Source organism: uncultured Acetatifactor sp. (assembly GCF_948601915.1).
In the GTDB taxonomy this organism is placed as follows: domain Bacteria; phylum Bacillota; class Clostridia; order Lachnospirales; family Lachnospiraceae; genus Acetatifactor.
Window position 1 is genome coordinate 1 of record NZ_CAPDXS010000111.1, and the last position, 18,620, is coordinate 18,620.

Consider the following 18,620-nt stretch of genomic DNA (forward strand, 5'->3'; position numbering starts at 1 on the left):
TCATTTGTCAAGGTGCTGTGCCGTCTTCATCAGCGGCAACTTTGATAGGATATCACAGCTTTCCGCTTTTGTCAACAACTTTTTGCAATTTTTTTTGCTATTTTTTTCTGCAAAAATCATTCATTTTTGCTAGGGTTACATTATAGCACTGTACCCTTTTATTTGTCAACGACATTTTTAAATTTTTTACAGAATCTCCCCTATCAGCGGGATGAACCGGAACCGGTCCAGGAAGCCCTCGATTCCCTTCGCCAGATAGTTGTGGTCGTATATCCATTTCAGGATCTCGCTCCTCTGGGTGTGTTCCCGGATGAACTCTCCTACAACGCCTATGTCCATCATCATCATGAGCGCATAGAGCGTCCACAGCACCAGGACCACTTCGAACGCCCCGAACACGATGCCCAGCAGCTTGTCCAGGAAATGCACCACCGGCAGCTTCGTGGCCAGCTTCGCCGAGAAGAACACAAGGCCCAGGAGATGGTGGGCCACCAGAAGCAGGATAAGCAGGACGGCGATCGCCACCACATTGAATACCTTGCCGTCATGATAGCTGTTCACCCCGTAGGCCAGCAGGGCGGCCACCACGCTGAGCACCACCAGGGAGACCAGGGAAATGACCTCCTTCACCATTCCCTTCCGGTATCCGTCCACCATTTTGATCAGGACGGCAATCGCCGCGATTATCAGCATTACGTTCAGGTTCCATTCGTTCATCTCTTTCTCCTCTTTATGTCTGTCATTTTAATTGTATGGTATCGATCGAATCATCTGTCACCAGCATATATTTGTATGTATTCCCCACAGGGGCCATCAGCCGCACTGTCTTGGAAAAGCTCCCCCGGAACTTCTCCGTCCCTCCCATGGTCATGATCTGGCATTCCGCCTCATTATATATCACGAAATTGTCCCTGCCGAAAAAGATGTCCGTATAGTCCATGTCGAAGTAGAAATCTTTGGCCTTGTCGGACTCCGTATCGTAGACCTTGAGCTGATACCTGTTTTCGTTGTTGTCCGAGAGGAACACCAGGCCGATATATCTGTCGCCGTAGAAGACCGACCTTATCTCCCTGTCGTAGAGATGGCCTGCCGCCTCCTCCGGCACATATCCGCCGGAATAGATCGTCAGCCTGTTGTCCCCCACCGAAAACGCGGTTTCATCGTTCAGAAAGCCTACGTAAGGGACTACCGTATCCGTGAGCACATAGCTGCTCACCAGGCCGTCGCTGTAGTTCTCGCCTACCCGGCCGAAGTTATAAAAGGCGATTTTCGTCCGGAGGATCCCGGCGTCCACATAGACATAGGCCACCAGGAGCAGCTCCCCGTTGGGGGAGAGGCTGAGGGCCATGGGATATCCCGAATCGTCCATGTGCGTCCTGCTCTCCCGTATCATCTCGCCGCTGCTGTCGTAGGTGTTGATCCAGGTGATGTCGGTGTCGGCCAGCACCGCCGTCACATACCCGTTCTCGGATACGCTCAGCTGGCGGACAGGCATGGCCGTCGTTATCTCCCCCAGCAGCTTTTCCGAGTCCGCCAGGTAGATGCTCCTTCCGTTGTATTCCCCTATGGCCACGGTCCCCCTGTTCCTGGCCAGTATCACGTCCTGGATCTCGAAGGTCTGGTTCCAGGTCACACTCCCTCTGGAATCCGTGCAGTGCGCGCCGTCCTTGCTGTAGGTCAGGATGGCGCTGCCCAGCTTCACGTCCGTGGCGCCGCTCACAGATTCTCTGGGGATGGTGGCTATGGTGTCGTAGTCCGTATAGGTGCGCCGTCTATATTGTACCACCAGAAAAACGGCGAAGGCCGCCAGGAGCACAAGAATCAGGATGACCCGGTATACGGAGGCCAGCTTGTGGCGCGCTATCTTTTCTTTGTAGTCGGTCTGCTTCTTCTCCCGTTTTTCTCGCTTTTCTTTCTCTTTCATGTAGCTTCTGATGTCTGCCATGGTTCCTCCCGGCTTTCAGTATGGTACGTGGTGCTATTATATCACATAATCCTCATTGTGGTAAAAAAATTTTTTCCCCTTCCTTGATGTCATCCGGATCGTTGATATTGTTGAGGGCGCATACTTCCGCCACCCGGGCGTCGCTGCCGTACTGCCGGATGCAGATATCCGTCATGGTGTCCCCCTTGCGCACGATATAGGCCACCATCTCCGCAGCCGGGGCTCCGGCAGGGGCTGCGGGCGGTTCCTGGGTGGGCTCCGGGGTGGGCGCTTCGGTGGGCTCCGGAGTCGGCTGCGGGGTGGGCTCCGGGGTGGGCTCCGGGGTGGGCGCTTCGGTGGGTTCCGGGGCAGGCTGTCCGGCGGCCTCCTCCGATGCCGGCGGAACTGTGGCGGACTGCCCGCTTCCCTCCGGCAGAGCCGGTTCCGGATCCGATGGCTGCTGCCCCTCCGTCCCTTCCGTGCCCGCGGCCGTGTTCTCCTTCCGGATCGCGTCCGTCAGCTTGTCCTCCGCCACGATGGTCCCCACCTGGGCGTTGCCGCCCGACACCTCCACCGCGTCGGGCAGTTGTTTCCGGGACATGTCCTCCATCAACTGCTTCACGTCCGCCTGCAGCCGGTCCAGCCCCTGTCCGCCCCCCATGGTGGCAAAGCCCGCCCCGCAGAGGAGCACGAACGCGGCGGCCGCAGCCAGCTTCATGTTCCGCAGGGGCATGGCGGGCCTTGAATCTTTGTCGGGGGCGCTCTTCCGGAAGGCATGTCCCGCTTTTTCCTCCGCCAGGGCCCGGCGCTCCTCCTGCCTTTTTTTCACCATGTCGTATTTTTCCTGGGGCACCTCCTCGGGCCTGGCCTCCCCCTGGCGGTCGTCCAGCATGAAGGCCAGCATCTGGTCGTTCTTCTCATAAAACTGCGCATAGCCCTCCACGTAGCGGCACACGCCCTGTTCGCAGATATGGAACCCCTCCACCATCTCCCCGTCCAGCAGGCGGTAGCCCAGGAACACATAGTCGGAAAAATATTTCCTGCGCTGCTTCTCCACCTCCTGGCACACCGCCTGGGACAGGTGGCGGCATTCCCTCTGGAGGAAGTTCAGCTTGCAGGCCCCGTAGAGGAACAGATATGTAATCTCGCCCTCCTCCCTCTTCGTACCGTACAGCGCCACTGCCAGCCCCTTTTCCCGGGCATACTGATTCAGCTGCCTGATATAGGAAATGACATAATCCTCCACATATATCTTGCAATGAGGATTCGTTTCTCCGATCTGTGTAATGTTCTTGGGCAATTCCATACAAAAAACACCTCCCATACCGTTTGTACTAATCATAGCATCGGTATGCGAGGTATTTTAGCGATCCTTGTCGCGGTGGGACAAGAACTCTTCGACAATCTTTGCGGCACTCCCGCGCGTCAGTCCAGGCCGAACCGGTAGACCGTCACGGAGTCATACTCCCTGTCCCCGCCGAAGATGCAGGAGGGGAACTGCGGCTTGTTGGCGGAATCGGGGAAATACTGGGTCTCCAGGCACAGCCCGCCCCGGCGCCTGTAGGTGGCGCCCTCTTTTCCGCTCTCTTCTTCTATGAAGTTGCCCGCGTAGAACTGCACCCCGGGCAGGGTGGTATAGGCCTCCATCGTCCTGCCGCTGACGGGAGCCTTCAGGGTGGCGAAATGGCGCAGCGTCCCGTCCCAGCCGTCTATCACCCAGTTGTGGTCATACCCGCCGGCGTACCGGAGCTGCCGGAAGTCGGCGTCTATCCGCTCCCCTATCCTCTCGGGAGTCGTAAAGTCCATGGGCGTACCGTCCACCGGGGCGACCTCTCCGGTGGGGATGGAGCCTGCGTCCGCCGGGGTGTAGCGGGACGCGCCCAGCCGCAGGGCATGCCCCTCTATGGAGCCGCTGCCATGGCCCTCCAGGTTGAAGTAGGAATGGTTGGTCAGGTTCAGGATCGTCCTCTTATCGCTCACGGCATGATAGTGGAGCCGCAGCTCGTTCTCCTCATTCAGGGAATAGGTGACCTCCGCCCGCTTCGTCCCGGGGAAGCCCATGTTGTCCGGCGCGTCCTCCAGGCGGAAGGTGACGCTGTCTTCTCCCACGGCGGCCTCCCAGAAAGCTTTGTGCCAGCCCCGCTCTCTGTCGCTGTGGAGGTTGTTGGCCCCGTCGTTGGCCTTCAAGGGATAGGTGGCGCCGTCCAGGTCAAAGGAGGCGTTGCCGATCCTGTTGGCGCTGGGGCCGATCACCACGCCGAAGAAGCACCCGTTTTCCAGGTAGTCCTCCGCCCGGTCAAAGCCCAGCACCACGTCCGCCAGGCGCCCCTCCCTGTCGGGGACCTCCACCCGGACCAGGGCCGCGCCTATGTTGGCCACCGACACCCGCATGCCATTGCCGTTTTCCATGGTATAGAGCGAGATCTCTCTCCCATCCGGATATTTTCCGAAAGAACTGATTGTAACTGCCATATTCGTCCTCCTCACTGCGCGGATTTCCGCGCAAACACGCTGGTGCAGGCATAGCGCCGCGCGAGCTTGGCCCCTCCGGCGGGCTTCCCTCACACTTCCGTCCGGCCTTCCAGCGCCCGCAGCAGCGTCACTTCATCGATGTATTCCAGATCCCCGCCCACCGGCACGCCGCTGGCGATGCGGGTCACTCTGATGCCCGTGGGCTTGATGAGCTTGGCGATGTACATGGCCGTGGTCTCGCCCTCCAGGCTGGAGTTGGTGGCGATGATGACCTCCTCCACCTCGCCCCGCAGCCGCTCCATCAGCTCCTTCAGGCGGATGTCCCCGGGGCCGATGCCCAGCATGGGGGAGATGGCCCCATGGAGCACATGGTACACGCCCTCGTATCTGCCGGTCTTCTCATAGGCCGCCAGATCCCTGACATTCTCCACCACCATGATGAGCTTATGGTCCCTCTTCTGGTTGGCGCAGACAGGGCATACCTCCCTGTCCGTCAGGGTGAAGCATTCCCGGCAGTAGCGGACGTTGTCCCTGGCCTCCACGATCACGTCCGCCAGGCGCTTCACCTTGTCCCTGGGCATGCCTATCAGGTGGAAGGCCAGACGCTGGGCGGATTTGCTGCCGATGCCCGGGAGGGCCGCCAGCTCTTCTATTAATTTGTTGATATGTCCGCTGTAAAGCTCCATCAGAAGGGCATGCCTCCCAGGCCCCCGGTCATCTTGCCCATGAGCTCGCTGCTGGCCTCCTCGGCCTTACGCAGGGCCTCGTTCACCGCTGCCACGATCAAATCCTGGAGCATCTCCACGTCCTCCGGATCCACCACCTCTTCCTTCAGAGCGATCTTCAAAAGCTCCTTCTTGCCGCTGACCGTGGCCTCCACCGCGCCGCCTCCCGCAGCGGCCGCAAATTCCCTGGTCTCCAGCTCCTTCTGTCCTTCCTCCATCTGGCGCTGCATCCTCTGGGCCTGTTTCATCAGGTTGGCCATGTTCCCGGGCATGCCGCCTCCGGGGAATCCTCCTCTTTTTGCCATTGTTTCAGTCCTCCTCTTCCTCTATTTCCATCTGGATCACCTTTGATATGTCTACAAAATTGTCTTCAAACTGCTGTGCCTCCCCCACCGTCTGGATGGTGACCTCTATCTCCTTCCCGGAGAAATCGCTGAGCAATGCCTCCAGCAGCGCCTTGTGCTCCGGCTGCCTGGTAAAGTAGTCAGAGGCCAGGCCGTCCTCGAACACCACCATGAGCCGATTATCCCCGCCCAGGCTGAGCCTGGCGGTTTTGAGGTAGATCCGCATGGGGTTCTCCGCGCTGCCCACGATGGCGGGCCAGCTGGACACGATCCGCTTCACGTCCTCGGGAATGGCCCGGGGGAGCTCCGGTCTGGGGGCGGGGCTCCCCGGGGACGGCGCGCTGCCGCCTGCCGCCTGGTTCCCGGCGCTTCCCGGGGCCGCCACCACCACGCCCTTCTCCAGCTTATCCTCCACCTGCCGGATGCGGTCCAGCATGGCGTCCGGCTGCGCCTCCATCTCGGGCCTGCAGAGCTTGATCAGAGCAATCTCCACCAGGATGCGCTTCTGGGCCGACTGGCGGATCTGGCCGGAGAGCTCGGAGAAAATCCGGATGAAGCGGACGATCCTGTCCATGTCCGCCATGGCGGACTCTTCCTTCAGGCGCTTTAAATTGTCCGTGCTCATGTCGATGACGTCCTCCAGGTTGTCGGAGGCCTGCACCAGCATCAGGTTGCGCAGATACCAGGTGAAGTCCGTGACGAACTGGGTCAGCTCCCTGCCCTGCATCACGATCTCCTCCAGGAGCTGTACGCATCCCAGCACATTTCTATCCAGTATACCGCGCAGGAGTCTGCTGAACACCTCCGTGTCCACCGCCCCCAGCACGTCCAGCACCTTGTCGTAGGTGAGTTCATGGCCCAGGTGGAAGGCGATGCACTGGTCCAGGAGGCTCAGGGCGTCCCGCATGGAGCCGTCCGCGGTCTTTGCGATGTAGCGCAGGGCCTTCTCCTCCACCTGCACGCCCTCCTGTCCGGTGAGCTCCCGCAGCCTGTCCGCGATGGTGTCGATGGGGATGCGCTTGAAATCATATCTCTGGCACCGGGAGAGGATGGTGATGGGGAGCTTGTGCACCTCCGTGGTGGCCAGGATGAAGATCACATAGGAGGGCGGCTCCTCCAGGGTCTTCAGCAGGGCGTTGAAGGCTCCTGCGGACAGCATATGCACCTCATCAATGATGTAGACCTTGTACTTGCCCTCCGCCGGGGAATAGGACACTTCGTCTACGATTTCCCGTATATTGTCCACGCCGTTGTTGGAGGCGGCGTCGATCTCGATCACGTTCATGCTGGCCCCTGCGGCGATGGCACGGCAGATGCGGCACTCCCCGCAGGGGCCCTCTGTCGAGGGGTTCTCGCAGTTCACTGCCCGGGCCAGGATCTTGGCCACGGTGGTCTTGCCCGTGCCGCGGGTGCCGGTGAACAGATAGGCATGCCCGATGCGTCCCGCCGCCAATTGGTTCTTCAGCGTGGTCACGATATGGTCCTGGCCTTTTACGTCCGCAAGGGTGTCCGGGCGGAACTTCCGGTATAGCGCCATGTATGACATAGAATTCTCCCTCACTATGCGCCGAATATATGGAAGGCACGCCTGCGCATGCCTTCCACTACTGCAAGCCGTCCCCTCCCCCGAAACGGCGGGTGCGCCGCCCATGGAGGGGATTCATTTTCCATGAATCAAATGCCCCGCTGCAAGCAACGGGGCATCAAGCTTGCAACGCTGCAGAGCAGTATTTGACCCTCGCGGCATTCGCCGACTGGCCGTGCGAGCACGGCCGCTTGGCTCATTGCCCGCGGGAATAAATCCGGTCGATACGCGCCCCGCCCTACGCCTTTCCGGCCAGCCTCGTCAGTCGCCGAAGCAGATGCCCAAAAGCTTGGCCTCCTTCACGATGGAAGCGTCCGGGGACACGGCTTTGAGCTTGCCTGCCACGTCCTCCAAGGGGACGCGCACCACTTCGCGGTTCTTGTATCCTACCATAAATCCGTACTGGTTGTCCAGTATCAGTTTGCCGGCCTCCGCGCCCAGGCGGCTGGCGAACACACGGTCGTAAGGGCAGGGGCTGCCGCCGCGCTGCATGTGGCCGGGAACGGTGACGCGGACTTCGATGCCTGTCTTCTTCTGGATGGCCTCGGCCAGCTCATAGGATACGGAAGGATGCGTCATCTTCTCCAGCTTCTTCTTGTATTCCTTCTTGGAGAGCTTGGCGTCGTCCTTGGAGATGGCGCCCTCCGCCACGGCGATGATGGTGAAGCCGCTGCCGCGCTTGTTCCTGTCCTCGATCTTCTCCACCACCTTCTTGATGTCGTAGGGGATCTCAGGAATCAGGATGATGTCCGCGCCGCTGGCCATGCCGGCGTTCAGGGTCAGCCATCCCACCTTGTGGCCCATGACCTCCACGATGAAGACACGGCTGTGGGACGCCGCCGTGGTATGGATGTAGTCGATGGCGTCGGTGGCGATGTCCACTGCGCTCTGGAAGCCGAAGGTCATGTCCGTGCCCCAGAGGTCGTTGTCGATGGTCTTGGGCAGGGTGATGACATTGAGGCCTTCCTTGCTCAGGAGGTTGGCCGTCTTGTGGGTGCCGTTGCCGCCCAGGACCACCAGGCAGTCAAGCTGGAGCTTGTAGTAGTTCTGCTTCATGGCCTCCACCTTGTTCAGGCCGTTCTCATCGGGATCCTGGATGGTCTTGAAAGGGGTCCGGGAGGTGCCCAGGATGGTGCCGCCCTTGGTCAGGATGCCGGAGAAGTCCTTGCCGGTGAGCATCTGGAACTTGCTGTAGATCAGGCCCCTGTAGCCGTCCTTGAAGCCGTAGATCTCCACCTGCTCTTCACTGTTGTACAGCGTCTTCACCACGCCCCTCATGGCCGCGTTCAGCGCCTGGCAGTCTCCGCCGCTGGTCAACATACCGATTCTCTTCATGTCTCATGTCCTCCTATCATTTATATTTGGGTGTTTGGATTTGCACACTTGTCTGTATAAAATTTTACCCTTTTTGGGGACATTTTGCAACCTTTCTGTAAAAAAACTGTTTTCGGGCTTGCAAAAATCGTGGGGATACTATAGAATAGGGGAAGTGGATGGATGTCCGCCGGAATTTGGAGTCGTATCGAAGCGGTCATAACGGGGCGCACTCGAAATGCGTTTGCCCTCCGGGGCACGCGGGTTCGAATCCCGCCGACTCCGCTACATGAAAAAGCCCTCAGGCAGGTTTCGCTGCCTGGGGGCTTCTTTCGCAGAACGTTTTTATCAGCCGCTGACAAGGGCTTTACAAAATCGGATTACCTGGCTTCTTCAGTCCGGAATCCTGATACCTGCTGACGAACAGGGAGGCTGATAAAGCTTATCTCCGCCCACTGGGAATGCGTCTCTGAGATGCCTTTCCTCGCAGAGCAGGACAATCTGTGCAGCTCTTCCAGATTATTCGCTCTTGCTTCATACCGTTCCCGCAGGGCCTCCAGCTCTTCTTCCATTGTAACCTCCCGGTTTAATCATTCTGCCCTCCCCCCTCTTTTCATCTCACGACCACAGCTCTTGCGTCTTTTCCCAAAATCCAACGCTTTGGTCCATAAGCCTGTTCATGATGCCTGCCATAATCCCTTTATCGCCATTGAGCGCCCGAAAGGTGGCCAGAAAATCCTCTTTCCCGCGCCTCATGATATCCAGTGCATCGCGGCGATAGGCGTTATACTCCTCACCCAGAAACTTCTTGTCCTTTTTGCGTCCCTGTTCCCCGTCGAGCGAAATGACGCCGGCCGGCTCCCAGCCTTTTATCCTTTGTTGAATGAGAATATGAGCCTCTACAAATTGCGACCAGTAATCATATGCCTCGCCGAGTCCTGCCAGATCCTCCTCCAAAGATAAGAATCCCTTGCCTGACAGTTCATAATCCACTTCCCGGTCTCCATCCTTATGCTGCTCCACAATCCTGCGGTACATAATCTCGTATGTCTCGGCAATTGTTTTCATAAAGGAGTCAACCCCTTCTCCTCCGTTTTTGTATTTTTTCTCAACCTCTTTCATTACAGAGCCGAATTCCATTAAATGCTCAAAAGAAACTTCATTTGTCTGTGCCCGGGTAATTCTCTCCAGATTTTCATCAATTCCTGTCATTGCGCCAAAGCAGCCTGTTCTTCTGGCTGCCGCCTCTTCCCATGCAGCCATGCCCTCTTTTGAAATCGAGACCTCCGCCTCCGGAATATTTTCGAAGGCTCTTTTCAGTTCTATGCCTTTATCCCCTTGCGCTTGATTTGGCGCTGGGTTTGCAGGATATGCATTGGGCTTTTGATTCATTTCCAAGATTTTCATGTGCTGTCCCTCCATTCAAAGTCCTATAGTCCAAGACAAGATTCTATTATTAAGTTCTATTATATATAACACCCAAAGGTACAAGGAAAACCATGGCTTACCTTGTACCTTTATATGCGTGAACGCTCTCCATCATTCAGCAGAGGCCCTAGTACATATTACCATTCTTCTGGGTCTTTTCCATCATAGTATGGATATAAATATCTGCTTTTTGTCATATGAGTTGAGAGGAAAGATAATTTATTTGCTGTCCCCCCAATCAAATCATAAAGATAATTAAAGTAATAAATATCAATCGCCTTACCTGTGTTTGGATTGATAAATACCGTACCCCAATTCAAATTTGTACATAAATACTCATCTATAAATGCTCCTGTACAATAGCAGTTAAACCTATAAAAACACTCATCATCTTCCTGGTCGCTCACTAAAGACAACTGCAATACATGCAACTCAGTCTCTCCGGTGCCCGCAGAACCTCCCCGATAAAAAACAGATGTCGGCATCTGTATCTGCGCATTTCCAATGGGAGTAGGAATTGCATGTGTGGGCAGATATTTTTTAGCTAGATCCTCATTCAAAGCTATCATATCTTTCTCATAAATAACCGCACGCAGTGAATCAACATTCAACATACTGATGCTGTAACGCCGGGACCCTTGCGAAGTGCTCCGGTCTCTGGTGTAATAGTAGTATATATCTATTTCATTGCCATTTACATACATATGGTCACCCGCTACGCTGCACTGAAATACAATCTTAGTCGGTTCGTTTACCATATACACAGTCGCCTTAGGATCAGCAGATACATTTGCAATCTTATCAAACTTTATACTATAGGTTCTATCAATATCGTATGTATAGTCCCTGCTCTGAACACGGAAGTAATGTGTGCCTGCCTCTAAACGATACAAATCCTCCTTTTGGGAAATCTTGAACATCCTTGCATTCTCGTCTATAGCAAGTACATCGTACTTATAATCGCCAACGTCCACCGTTATCCTCATCACAACAGGCGAATTCAGAGTAATTTTATAAATATCTGTATCAAACGGGCTGTCAATGATTCCGGTAACTGTACTGTTAGCGTCAACCTCTGCCGCAGTGTCTAAACTGTCATTTGGTTCATAATTCAAATCCTGTGATGCATAATAGGCAAACGCATATGCACCGCTTCCCTCATAAGCTGTAATAGCAAAATAATATATTCCTTCATCAATAATTCCTGTACAATATTCCTGTACGCCAGCTCCCGCTGTCACGCTCCCACCAATAAGATTGAGCTCATATGATGCCTGGTCCAATTTAAACACATACAAATCAGCATCTACATCTTCAAGCGTCTGAACTAATATAGATATCTTGCTGGTTTGGTTAAGGATAAATCCGTACCATCTCATTTCCCCTGTCTGTGTCAGGGTTCCCTGCACTGTATTGCCGTTGACTGCAAGATATGCATTGTTCGGATCGGTGTTTTCTTCCGTTGCGTATGCCACTGGACCACCTGGCACATTGGTTACAGTGTATTCTTTCCCATCATAAGGTCTCTCCATATTATTAGAAATATATTCCTGACTCTCATCTACACGCAATACTTCTTCATATAAATCACTCATTTCTCCTTCAGAAGCCGGTTCATATAAGGGAGGCACCTGAACCGTTACATTTTCCTGCGCATACTCACTTTCCGGAAAATCTGCTTCTTGCGCAAGGACTGTCGTCGGCAAACATATACATAATGCCAGACACAATGCCAATAGTCTTTTTATTCCTTTTTTTCTCATTTTCCGCCTCCTCAAATCGCTTACCAAAATTTTCATCGCTGTTTTCTGCCATATTCAGTTTTAAATGGGTGACACTAATATGTCTTTGTCGCTGATATCTTGGATTGAGTTTCACCATTTGCGCTACATGTCATTACAGCACGGTATGTCCCTCTGGAAACCTGATGGGTAATCTCCACACTCACATGCCGGCTGTCGCTGGACTCTTCCCAAGACTCTACATTTTGCCATGTTCCTGATACACTCTTCTGCAAAGTAACCTTTACATAAGCATGCGTAACGCCTGACTTACCTGTAACTGACCCTGATATTGACACAATGCCATCAGCAGAGACGGAAAACCCAACATCATAAGATGATATGTATGTCATTCTTGCTTCGTTCTGCTGCTCTGCTTCCTTTGCACAGACTACCATTGATGGTTCAGTTCCGTATGCCAGTATACAGACACATATCATAATTCCTATTATTTTACGAATCAGCTTTTGCATATGTTTTTCCTCCTTTCCTCTTTAATCTTCTATAATAAATTTGCCTCATTAATTATAACGAACTCAAATCTTACACATGTTACATTTTCAAGCCATTTTATTCTTCTGCAAATTGAAACATTTTGCAAATTTCGTCTATTGTTATATCATCAGCCGTCATTATATACACATATTCCTTGTATTCACAATACGCACATTTAAACCCGTCAGAATACAAATATGTAGTAACAAACTTCCCATCTACCTCGCAAGTCATCTGGGAATCATACTCTGTGTCCATAACAACACTATCGCCATCTGAAACAAGCAGCTGTCTCCATGTTATCATTTCACCAAAACTGTTTTCAAAAACCAAATGAAAACCAATCCCATTCGAACTTCTCTTCACTTCTTCATAACCTTCCGGCAAATATGCCGGTTCCCTCTTCCGAAATTCCCCCTCCTCCTCATCCGTAAAATATGTATATTCCGCCGAATCCTCCCGCAAAGTCCTGATCGTGTCGAACAGCTTCATTCGATTCCCCTCAGCGCTCATTGTCAATATCAGTAGGCCTACAGCCACACAGATGCTCAGGACCGCTGTACGTTTGAGCTGTCTGTAAGCGGCGCGGATCCATGGATGCTCCTCCTTCCAGAGCATGAGCTTCATCCTCCGCTCAAATTTCGCAGAGAACCGATACCCATAGTCCGTACCCTCCTCCAGCTCCCTGATAACCGCTTCGCCCACAATCGGCATGTACTTGCAGAGCCATTCGTCAGTCACCTCTATCTGTTTCATGCCTGCTCGCCTCCAGATTCCTTATCTCGTTTTCAATCAATACTTTCCCTCTGGCAATCCGCTGTCTGACGGTGGCTTCTTTTATCCCGCATACTTTCGCTATCTCGCTGTTCTCCATCTCCGCGGAATATTTCAAAAGGAAGACGTCCCTGTATTTTTCCGGGAGATTTTTCAGTATATCCAGCACTCCATTCTCCAGATCTGATTCCATGCAGACTGCGGGCAGCTTCTCCTCTCCTATTTCATCCGCATTGATTTCCCTCTTCATCTGCCTCTTCCGCTTTCTGCTTATATCTATGGCCGCATTCTTTGCGATTACGATCAGGTAGCTCTTGGTCTGTCTGCTGTCAATCTCCCCTACCTTCGCAATGTTATCGGCTATCTTTATAAAAGCGCTCTGCACCGCATCCTCCGCCAAGTACCGGTCATGCAGAACATCCATAGCTACCTTGTGCAGCAGGTATCTGTATTTTTCATAAAGGATGCAGAATTTCGTCCTGTCCTTTGGATTGTCTGTTATCGTCAGTAATATCATCTTTTCTCCATGAAAAGCCCGGTATTTATTCTCTCATTAATAATAACGGATGATATCTGTCGTTTTGTTACATAAATCAGGAAAAATTTAAAAAGAAGAGACAAATGGCTCTATATATCGTTGGATATAGTCTACTCTGTCAGAAATTGCAGGCTTGAGTACCTCGACCAAATACCCTGTCTTGTCAATCTTCTGTTGTAGACAAGGCGTTAATCGCCCTGTGGTGTTGGTCTGAATGTTGTCGCTCATGTTCCTTCTTGTTGGGCAATGTGTGCAGGCACACATCAAAAAAGACGCATGGTTTACAATTTACTGTTCCATGCGCCTTTACGCTGTTATTTTGATATTATGCTGCAGACCGCCAGGATTTACAGTGGTGTCCCTGGGAAAGTGCCTGGCTGGCGGTCTGCAGTCTGGTTGCACTGTAAAGTTAACCGGTGCGCAGTATAAATTGTAATGCTTTAGCCAACTATGTTCATCTTCGTACCGTTTGACTGATACTTCACCCGAAAATCAGTCCAGCCCTTTGCAGTCTGATTGTTTTCTTCAGACCAGCCCCCAGCAGACCAGAGCAAAAAAATATCATCCCGCAGCTGTTCATACTTTCCATTGCTCTCCTGAGAGTTCAATAACTCACATAACCTGCCTGGAAGACCGGCGATTTCCGGATTTATCCGTATCTTTATATATATCCTCCCATTTATACTGCCCATTGGTCGCTTTTTGGAGGAAACTGCTGATTTCACGGTAAGCACTTATCTGATTGTATCTTTTTGAATCCATACCTGATGCCTGCATATAAGTATCCCATAGCCGATCCTCAAATTCTTCTTCCAGTATCTTCTCCGCCTGCTCTTTTTCTTCTTCTGTCAGTTCTCCGGAAATGGTCACTTTTCCATAGGCATTTATCTCCAGCTCCCAGACTTTCCCCTCCAGCTCTATGACCGCCTGTTTCAATCTGTCCACAATTTCAGGATATAGCTTATTCTGAAGTCTGTCTCCAGCCTCCGCCCTCTCATAGTCATGAAGGTTTGCATAAATCTTCAGATACTCCAGTTCTTGTTTACTAAGCCTCTCCCCCGAAGCCATCCGCTTCAGCAATTCTTCCACACTCTCATCGCCCTGATAGCGGTCTTCCTCTGGTAAGGCATGGTACTGCTCATCATGCAGTCTATCCACTTCTTTTGCATAACCAGCCTTGTCTTCCCGTACTGTCCGATCCAGAACCCCTGACTGCTCCTGTGTCCGGTTCTGTGTTCTTTCTTCCGTGATCTGGATGCGGTAGGTTCCTTCCGTATCTGCTGCTTCACCGTTACGGTTTTCCACACGAATCACATAATCCCTTCCATGGTCCCATTCCGGCAGTGTCCACTCACTGCTGCCATCACCGTTCTTTTGTGCTATTCCAATCTGGTTTCCATCCTTATCATAGACCAGCAGGTCATAGTCACATCCTTCTGTTAAGTTCTCCAGACGTATTGTGATTTTTGAAGAAATACCCATTCTGTCATAAAGAGCCCTCTGAATATAAGAGAATGCATAGCAGTCCACATCATCCGCAGAATTCAGCTTCCCTTCCAGATAGCTATCCTGATTACCTATCAAAGAACTCAGATTGCTTGAACCGAAATAGCAATCCACTTGATCATCGTACTTTGTTCTCTGCCGGTAGCTGTCATTTTTATTTTCCTCGTTTTTCTCAATCAGAATAGTCTGCTCCCTCATATCCTTCAAGGGGGAGAAAAACTGTTCTTTCCCGTAACGCCTACCCTCCCACAAAGGACTGCTGATATATTGATGATATGTACTTACCATTTTCCTTCCCTCCTGAATCATTTCAATAAAAATAGCGTTATTCTCTGATAATTTCTATCCTTAAGAAAAAACGCCATCCTTGACTCAATATTCAATTCTATCTTGCATATCGGAGCAATTATCAAAAAATAAACAGGCAAACAATAATTAGACAATTTTCATCCACTGAGTATCATTCGAATCTTTCGCTATGCCGGGACGCGCCAGTCCCCTTTCCGCTGTGTCTTGGACGCAGCGTGGCAAGGGGGCGATCCCCAGCTTTTTCACTGCAAAGCAAAAACTTCCTGCCGTCTCTGACAGGAAGTCTCCCTTGCTGCAACGTTTTGCTTATTTTGTTCCTCTTTATTTCATGGCGAGCAGCTCCGGAATCGTGGCCTCGAAATCCACGCCGTACCAGGGCTTGTCCGGATTCTGCAGGGTCACTTCTATGGTGTGGGCGGTGTAATCCGCTGCGATGCGCATGGCGTCCCGCCAGTTTAGCCCTCTCAGGATCTGCCCCACGCAGGTGCTGGTGAAAAGGTCTCCCGTGCCGTGATAGGCAGCGTCGATCCTCCGGTTCTGGTAAATGTAATACTCCCCGGTCTCCCGCTCATAGCCCATCACCCCGGTCTTACCCTTCTCCAGGGAGACGCCGGTGAGGACGCTGATGCCTGCGCCCAGCTCATTGAGCCTGGCCAGGAGCTCCTTTACATAGGACTCATCGTATTCCTCCCTGTATTCCATGCCTGTCATCAAAGAGGCCTCGGTGATGTTGGGCACGATGATGTCCGCCTCCGCGCAGAGCTCGGCGTTCTTCTTCACATAGTCCATGTCAAAGGCCGGGTACAGCTTTCCGTTGTCCGCCATCACGGGGTCTACGATTATAACCGTGTCTTCACCCCGGAAATTCCTGAACAGCTCCTTTATCTGGTCAACCTGCTCGGCGGTTCCCAGATATCCGGTATAGATGGCGTCGAAGGCCACGCCCTCGCTCTTCCAGTGGGCGGCGATCGGCTCGATCTGGTCGGAGAGGTCCTTGCAGGTGAAGTTCCGGAACATGGTGTGGGTTGACAGGACTGCCGTGGGCAGGATGACCGTCTCGGCGCCAAGGGCGGATATGACGGGCAGCGCTATGGTCAGGGAACATTTCCCCAGGCATGAGATGTCCTGTATGGTCAATACTCTTTTCATTATTGATACCTATCTGCGCGTTGCGGCGCGCCGGGGACTGCGGGCCGGATACGCATTTTTGTCCGGCCTGCTCCGAACTGTCCAGGCACATCGTATCACTGTCTACATACTACGTCAATAGGTTTATTGATTTTTTTGCCACAGGCAATCCGGGCCAGGGCCGCGGACAGTGTGTGGAGGAATCTGCGGCGGACGACAAAACCTGCTGCCGCCTCTCCAAAAAAAATTTGCAAACCCCTCCACATAATGGTAAAATAAGATACAAAAATACGCAATATACGGAGAATGTCATGAAACCCACGAAAAGAATATCACACCTGTTCCTTCCCACCGTTTTTATGCTGGCCGCCTCCCTGTCCGGATGCGGGGGCGATGGCGGCAAGGCCCCTTCCGAAGCGGAGCAGCCCTCCGGTTCCGGCCCTGTGGCGCTGACCGTCTGGGGCGCGGAGGAGGATGAGGAGCTGCTGCTGCAGATTTTTGACAGTTTCCAGGAAAAGTACCGGGGCCAGGCGGACTTCCAGATTACATATCAGCCCCAGAGCGAGAGCCACTGCACCGACGCGCTGATGGCAGACCTGGAAAACGGCGCGGATGTCTTCGCCTTTGCGGACGACCAGCTGAACACTCTGGTGGCCGCAGGGGCCCTGGATCCCATAGAGAACCCGGAGCCCCTGCGGGCCGCCAATCTGCCGGAGGCCGTCTCCGCCGCCTCTGTGAACGATACTTTGTACGCATATCCCCTCACCGCCGACAACGGCTATTTCCTGTACTACGACAAGCGCGTCTTCTCCCAGGAAGACATCCAGTCCTGGGACAGGATGCTGGACATTGCCGGGGAGCAGGAACGGAAGGTCTCCATGGAATGGTCCTCCGGCTGGTATGTGTACGCCCTCTTCGGCAACACCGGCCTCACCGTGGGGCTCAACGATGACGGCATCACCAATTACTGCACCTGGAACGACACGGAAGGCCCCGTCAAGGGGACCGATGTGGCCAAAGCCATGACAGCCATGGCGGAGCATCCGGGATTCCTCAGCACCGATGACGCCGGGTTCCTGGCGGGCGTCCAGGACGGCACCATCGCGGCAGGCGTCAGCGGCACCTGGAACGCGGTGGCCGTGGAGGAGGCCTGGGGCAGCGGCTTCGGGGCCGCCAAGCTCCCCTCCTACACCTGCGCGGGGCAGGAGATCCCCATGGCCTCCTTCTCCGGCTATAAGCTCATCGGCGTGAACTCCTACTCCCAAAACAGGGACTGGGCCGCCAAGCTGGCCGAATGGATCACCAATGAGGAGAACCAGGCGCTGCGCTTCCGTCTGCGGGGCCAGGGCCCCTCCAACAAAAATGCCGCGGCCTCCGAAGAGGTTCAGGGCTCTCCCGCCATCGCGGCGCTTCTGGCCCAGTCGGAGCACTCCTGCCTCCAGCGCATCGGCGGGAATTACTGGGAGCCTGTCGCTGCCTTCACCGCGGAAATCCTGGCCGGGATCCCCTCGGGGAAGAGCCTCCAGGAACTGCTGGACACCATGGTCACGGGCATCACGGCTCCCTGACCCCTGCCCTCCCCCACATTTTTCCAAACGCTAAAGGAGATTTGTCCATCATGAAAAATATCAGCTTAAAGCATCGACTGATCATCCCCATCGCCCTGCTGGGCATGGTGGCGCTGCTGTCCAACATCCTCTCCGTCCTCAATATCCGCAACGTGAACGCCAGCGCCTCCAACATCGCCGACAACTATATGGAGGGCAAGGAACGGCTCGCCGAAATCTGCCAGGCCTCCATGGACATCCACCAGATGGCCTTAAGCCACATCGTGGCCACGGATTATGACACCATGATTCTCCTGGTCCGGCAGATCAAGGAGGAAGAAGCGCTTCTGGACGATATGCTCTCCCAGTACGAGGCATTTGTAGTACAGGACGACCGGGCGCAGTATGACTCCCTGCTGGAGGACTATGCCGCCTTCAAGCATGCCCTGGTCCATCTGGTGTGCGCCAGCGCGGGCCACAAGACTCAGGACGCCTACGCCATGGCCAACGGCGATGTGGCGGCAGGCGCCGACGCCATGAAAGCGGACATCGACGCCCTGAACGCGTCCATCAGCGCCCAGACCCTGGAGGCCAGGTCCCACCTCTCCGGGGTGTATGTCTTCTCTCTGGTGGTGGGCATCGCGGCGGCCGTCATCTGCGTCCTCCTGGTGCTGACGGACTTCCGGCTGATATCCGTCTATGTGGTGGCGCCCATCAAGAGCATCCTGAAGACCATCCAGGAAAGCTCCG

General features: G+C 53.8%; 18 protein-coding genes and 1 tRNA gene. 3 read left to right on the forward strand and 16 right to left on the reverse strand.

From position 1 onward, the window contains the following. Nucleotides 1-186 precede the first annotated feature (186 nt). From Q2B33_RS17175 to Q2B33_RS17210, 8 genes are all read right to left on the reverse strand, one after another. Nucleotides 187-717: a CvpA family protein gene (locus Q2B33_RS17175; RefSeq protein ID WP_296467474.1), complete on the reverse strand. Its 531-nt coding sequence runs from the start codon at nucleotides 715-717 to the stop codon at nucleotides 187-189. A 22-nt stretch (nucleotides 718-739) separates the two neighbouring features. After that, complete coding sequence (locus tag Q2B33_RS17180) at nucleotides 740-1,945, reverse strand: DUF5711 family protein (RefSeq protein WP_300572866.1); 1,206 nt, start codon at nucleotides 1,943-1,945, stop codon at nucleotides 740-742. A gap of 52 nt (nucleotides 1,946-1,997) precedes the next feature. After that, a complete protein-coding gene (locus tag Q2B33_RS17185) occupies nucleotides 1,998-3,230 on the reverse strand; it encodes a LysM peptidoglycan-binding domain-containing protein (RefSeq protein ID WP_300572869.1) in 1,233 nt (410 codons plus the stop codon). A gap of 119 nt (nucleotides 3,231-3,349) precedes the next feature. Then, complete coding sequence (locus Q2B33_RS17190) at nucleotides 3,350-4,396, reverse strand: aldose epimerase family protein (protein ID WP_300572872.1); 1,047 nt, start codon at nucleotides 4,394-4,396, stop codon at nucleotides 3,350-3,352. An 89-nt stretch (nucleotides 4,397-4,485) separates the two neighbouring features. Beyond that, nucleotides 4,486-5,082, reverse strand: a complete 597-nt coding sequence (recR, locus tag Q2B33_RS17195; protein WP_300572875.1) for a recombination mediator RecR — start codon at nucleotides 5,080-5,082, stop codon at nucleotides 4,486-4,488. Next, on the reverse strand, nucleotides 5,082-5,426 hold the full coding sequence (locus tag Q2B33_RS17200; protein ID WP_300572878.1) for a YbaB/EbfC family nucleoid-associated protein: 345 nt from the start codon (nucleotides 5,424-5,426) through the stop codon (nucleotides 5,082-5,084). Before Q2B33_RS17200 ends, recR begins: the two co-directional genes overlap by 1 nt. Nucleotides 5,427-5,430: 4 nt before the next feature. Next, nucleotides 5,431-7,011, reverse strand: a complete 1,581-nt coding sequence (dnaX, locus tag Q2B33_RS17205) for a DNA polymerase III subunit gamma/tau (RefSeq protein WP_300572881.1) — start codon at nucleotides 7,009-7,011, stop codon at nucleotides 5,431-5,433. A gap of 300 nt (nucleotides 7,012-7,311) precedes the next feature. Then, nucleotides 7,312-8,385: a 6-phosphofructokinase gene (locus Q2B33_RS17210; protein WP_296467494.1), complete on the reverse strand. Its 1,074-nt coding sequence runs from the start codon at nucleotides 8,383-8,385 to the stop codon at nucleotides 7,312-7,314. A 178-nt stretch (nucleotides 8,386-8,563) separates the two neighbouring features. On the opposite strand from Q2B33_RS17210, the gene Q2B33_RS17215 reads away from it, so the two are divergent. Beyond that, nucleotides 8,564-8,649 (forward strand) — tRNA-Ser (locus Q2B33_RS17215). 95 nt (nucleotides 8,650-8,744) lie between these two features. Here Q2B33_RS17215 and Q2B33_RS17220 read toward each other — a convergent pair. The 8 genes from Q2B33_RS17220 to Q2B33_RS17255 form a co-directional block, all read right to left on the reverse strand. Beyond that, nucleotides 8,745-8,936, reverse strand: coding sequence for a hypothetical protein (locus tag Q2B33_RS17220; RefSeq protein ID WP_300572885.1), 192 nt, complete (start codon nucleotides 8,934-8,936; stop codon nucleotides 8,745-8,747). 46 nt (nucleotides 8,937-8,982) lie between these two features. Further along, nucleotides 8,983-9,771, reverse strand: coding sequence for a hypothetical protein (locus tag Q2B33_RS17225; RefSeq protein WP_300572888.1), 789 nt, complete (start codon nucleotides 9,769-9,771; stop codon nucleotides 8,983-8,985). Between the two features lie 158 nt (nucleotides 9,772-9,929). Next, a complete protein-coding gene (locus Q2B33_RS17230; protein WP_300572891.1) occupies nucleotides 9,930-11,555 on the reverse strand; it encodes a hypothetical protein in 1,626 nt (541 codons plus the stop codon). A 74-nt stretch (nucleotides 11,556-11,629) separates the two neighbouring features. After that, nucleotides 11,630-12,046 (reverse strand): hypothetical protein, encoded by a 417-nt coding sequence (locus Q2B33_RS17235; protein ID WP_300572894.1) that lies wholly within the window; start codon nucleotides 12,044-12,046, stop codon nucleotides 11,630-11,632. Between the two features lie 97 nt (nucleotides 12,047-12,143). Continuing rightward, nucleotides 12,144-12,824, reverse strand: a complete 681-nt coding sequence (locus tag Q2B33_RS17240; RefSeq protein WP_300572897.1) for a DUF4367 domain-containing protein — start codon at nucleotides 12,822-12,824, stop codon at nucleotides 12,144-12,146. Further along, nucleotides 12,802-13,359 carry an RNA polymerase sigma factor gene (locus tag Q2B33_RS17245; protein ID WP_300572900.1) on the reverse strand — a complete coding sequence of 186 codons (558 nt, stop codon included), beginning with the start codon at nucleotides 13,357-13,359 and terminating at the stop codon, nucleotides 12,802-12,804. Before Q2B33_RS17245 ends, Q2B33_RS17240 begins: the two co-directional genes overlap by 23 nt. A gap of 633 nt (nucleotides 13,360-13,992) precedes the next feature. Then, nucleotides 13,993-15,174 (reverse strand): hypothetical protein, encoded by a 1,182-nt coding sequence (locus tag Q2B33_RS17250; protein ID WP_300572903.1) that lies wholly within the window; start codon nucleotides 15,172-15,174, stop codon nucleotides 13,993-13,995. Between the two features lie 342 nt (nucleotides 15,175-15,516). Beyond that, the gene (locus Q2B33_RS17255; RefSeq protein ID WP_300572906.1) at nucleotides 15,517-16,344 is read right to left on the reverse strand and encodes a pyridoxamine kinase; all 828 of its coding nucleotides are present in this window, start codon (nucleotides 16,342-16,344) and stop codon (nucleotides 15,517-15,519) included. A gap of 290 nt (nucleotides 16,345-16,634) precedes the next feature. Between Q2B33_RS17255 and Q2B33_RS17260 the strand changes: the two genes are divergently transcribed. Beyond that, nucleotides 16,635-17,891, forward strand: coding sequence for an extracellular solute-binding protein (locus Q2B33_RS17260; protein ID WP_300572909.1), 1,257 nt, complete (start codon nucleotides 16,635-16,637; stop codon nucleotides 17,889-17,891). A gap of 50 nt (nucleotides 17,892-17,941) precedes the next feature. Continuing rightward, on the forward strand, nucleotides 17,942-18,620 hold a 679-nt coding region (locus Q2B33_RS17265; RefSeq protein ID WP_300822978.1), incomplete at its 3' end, for an MCP four helix bundle domain-containing protein.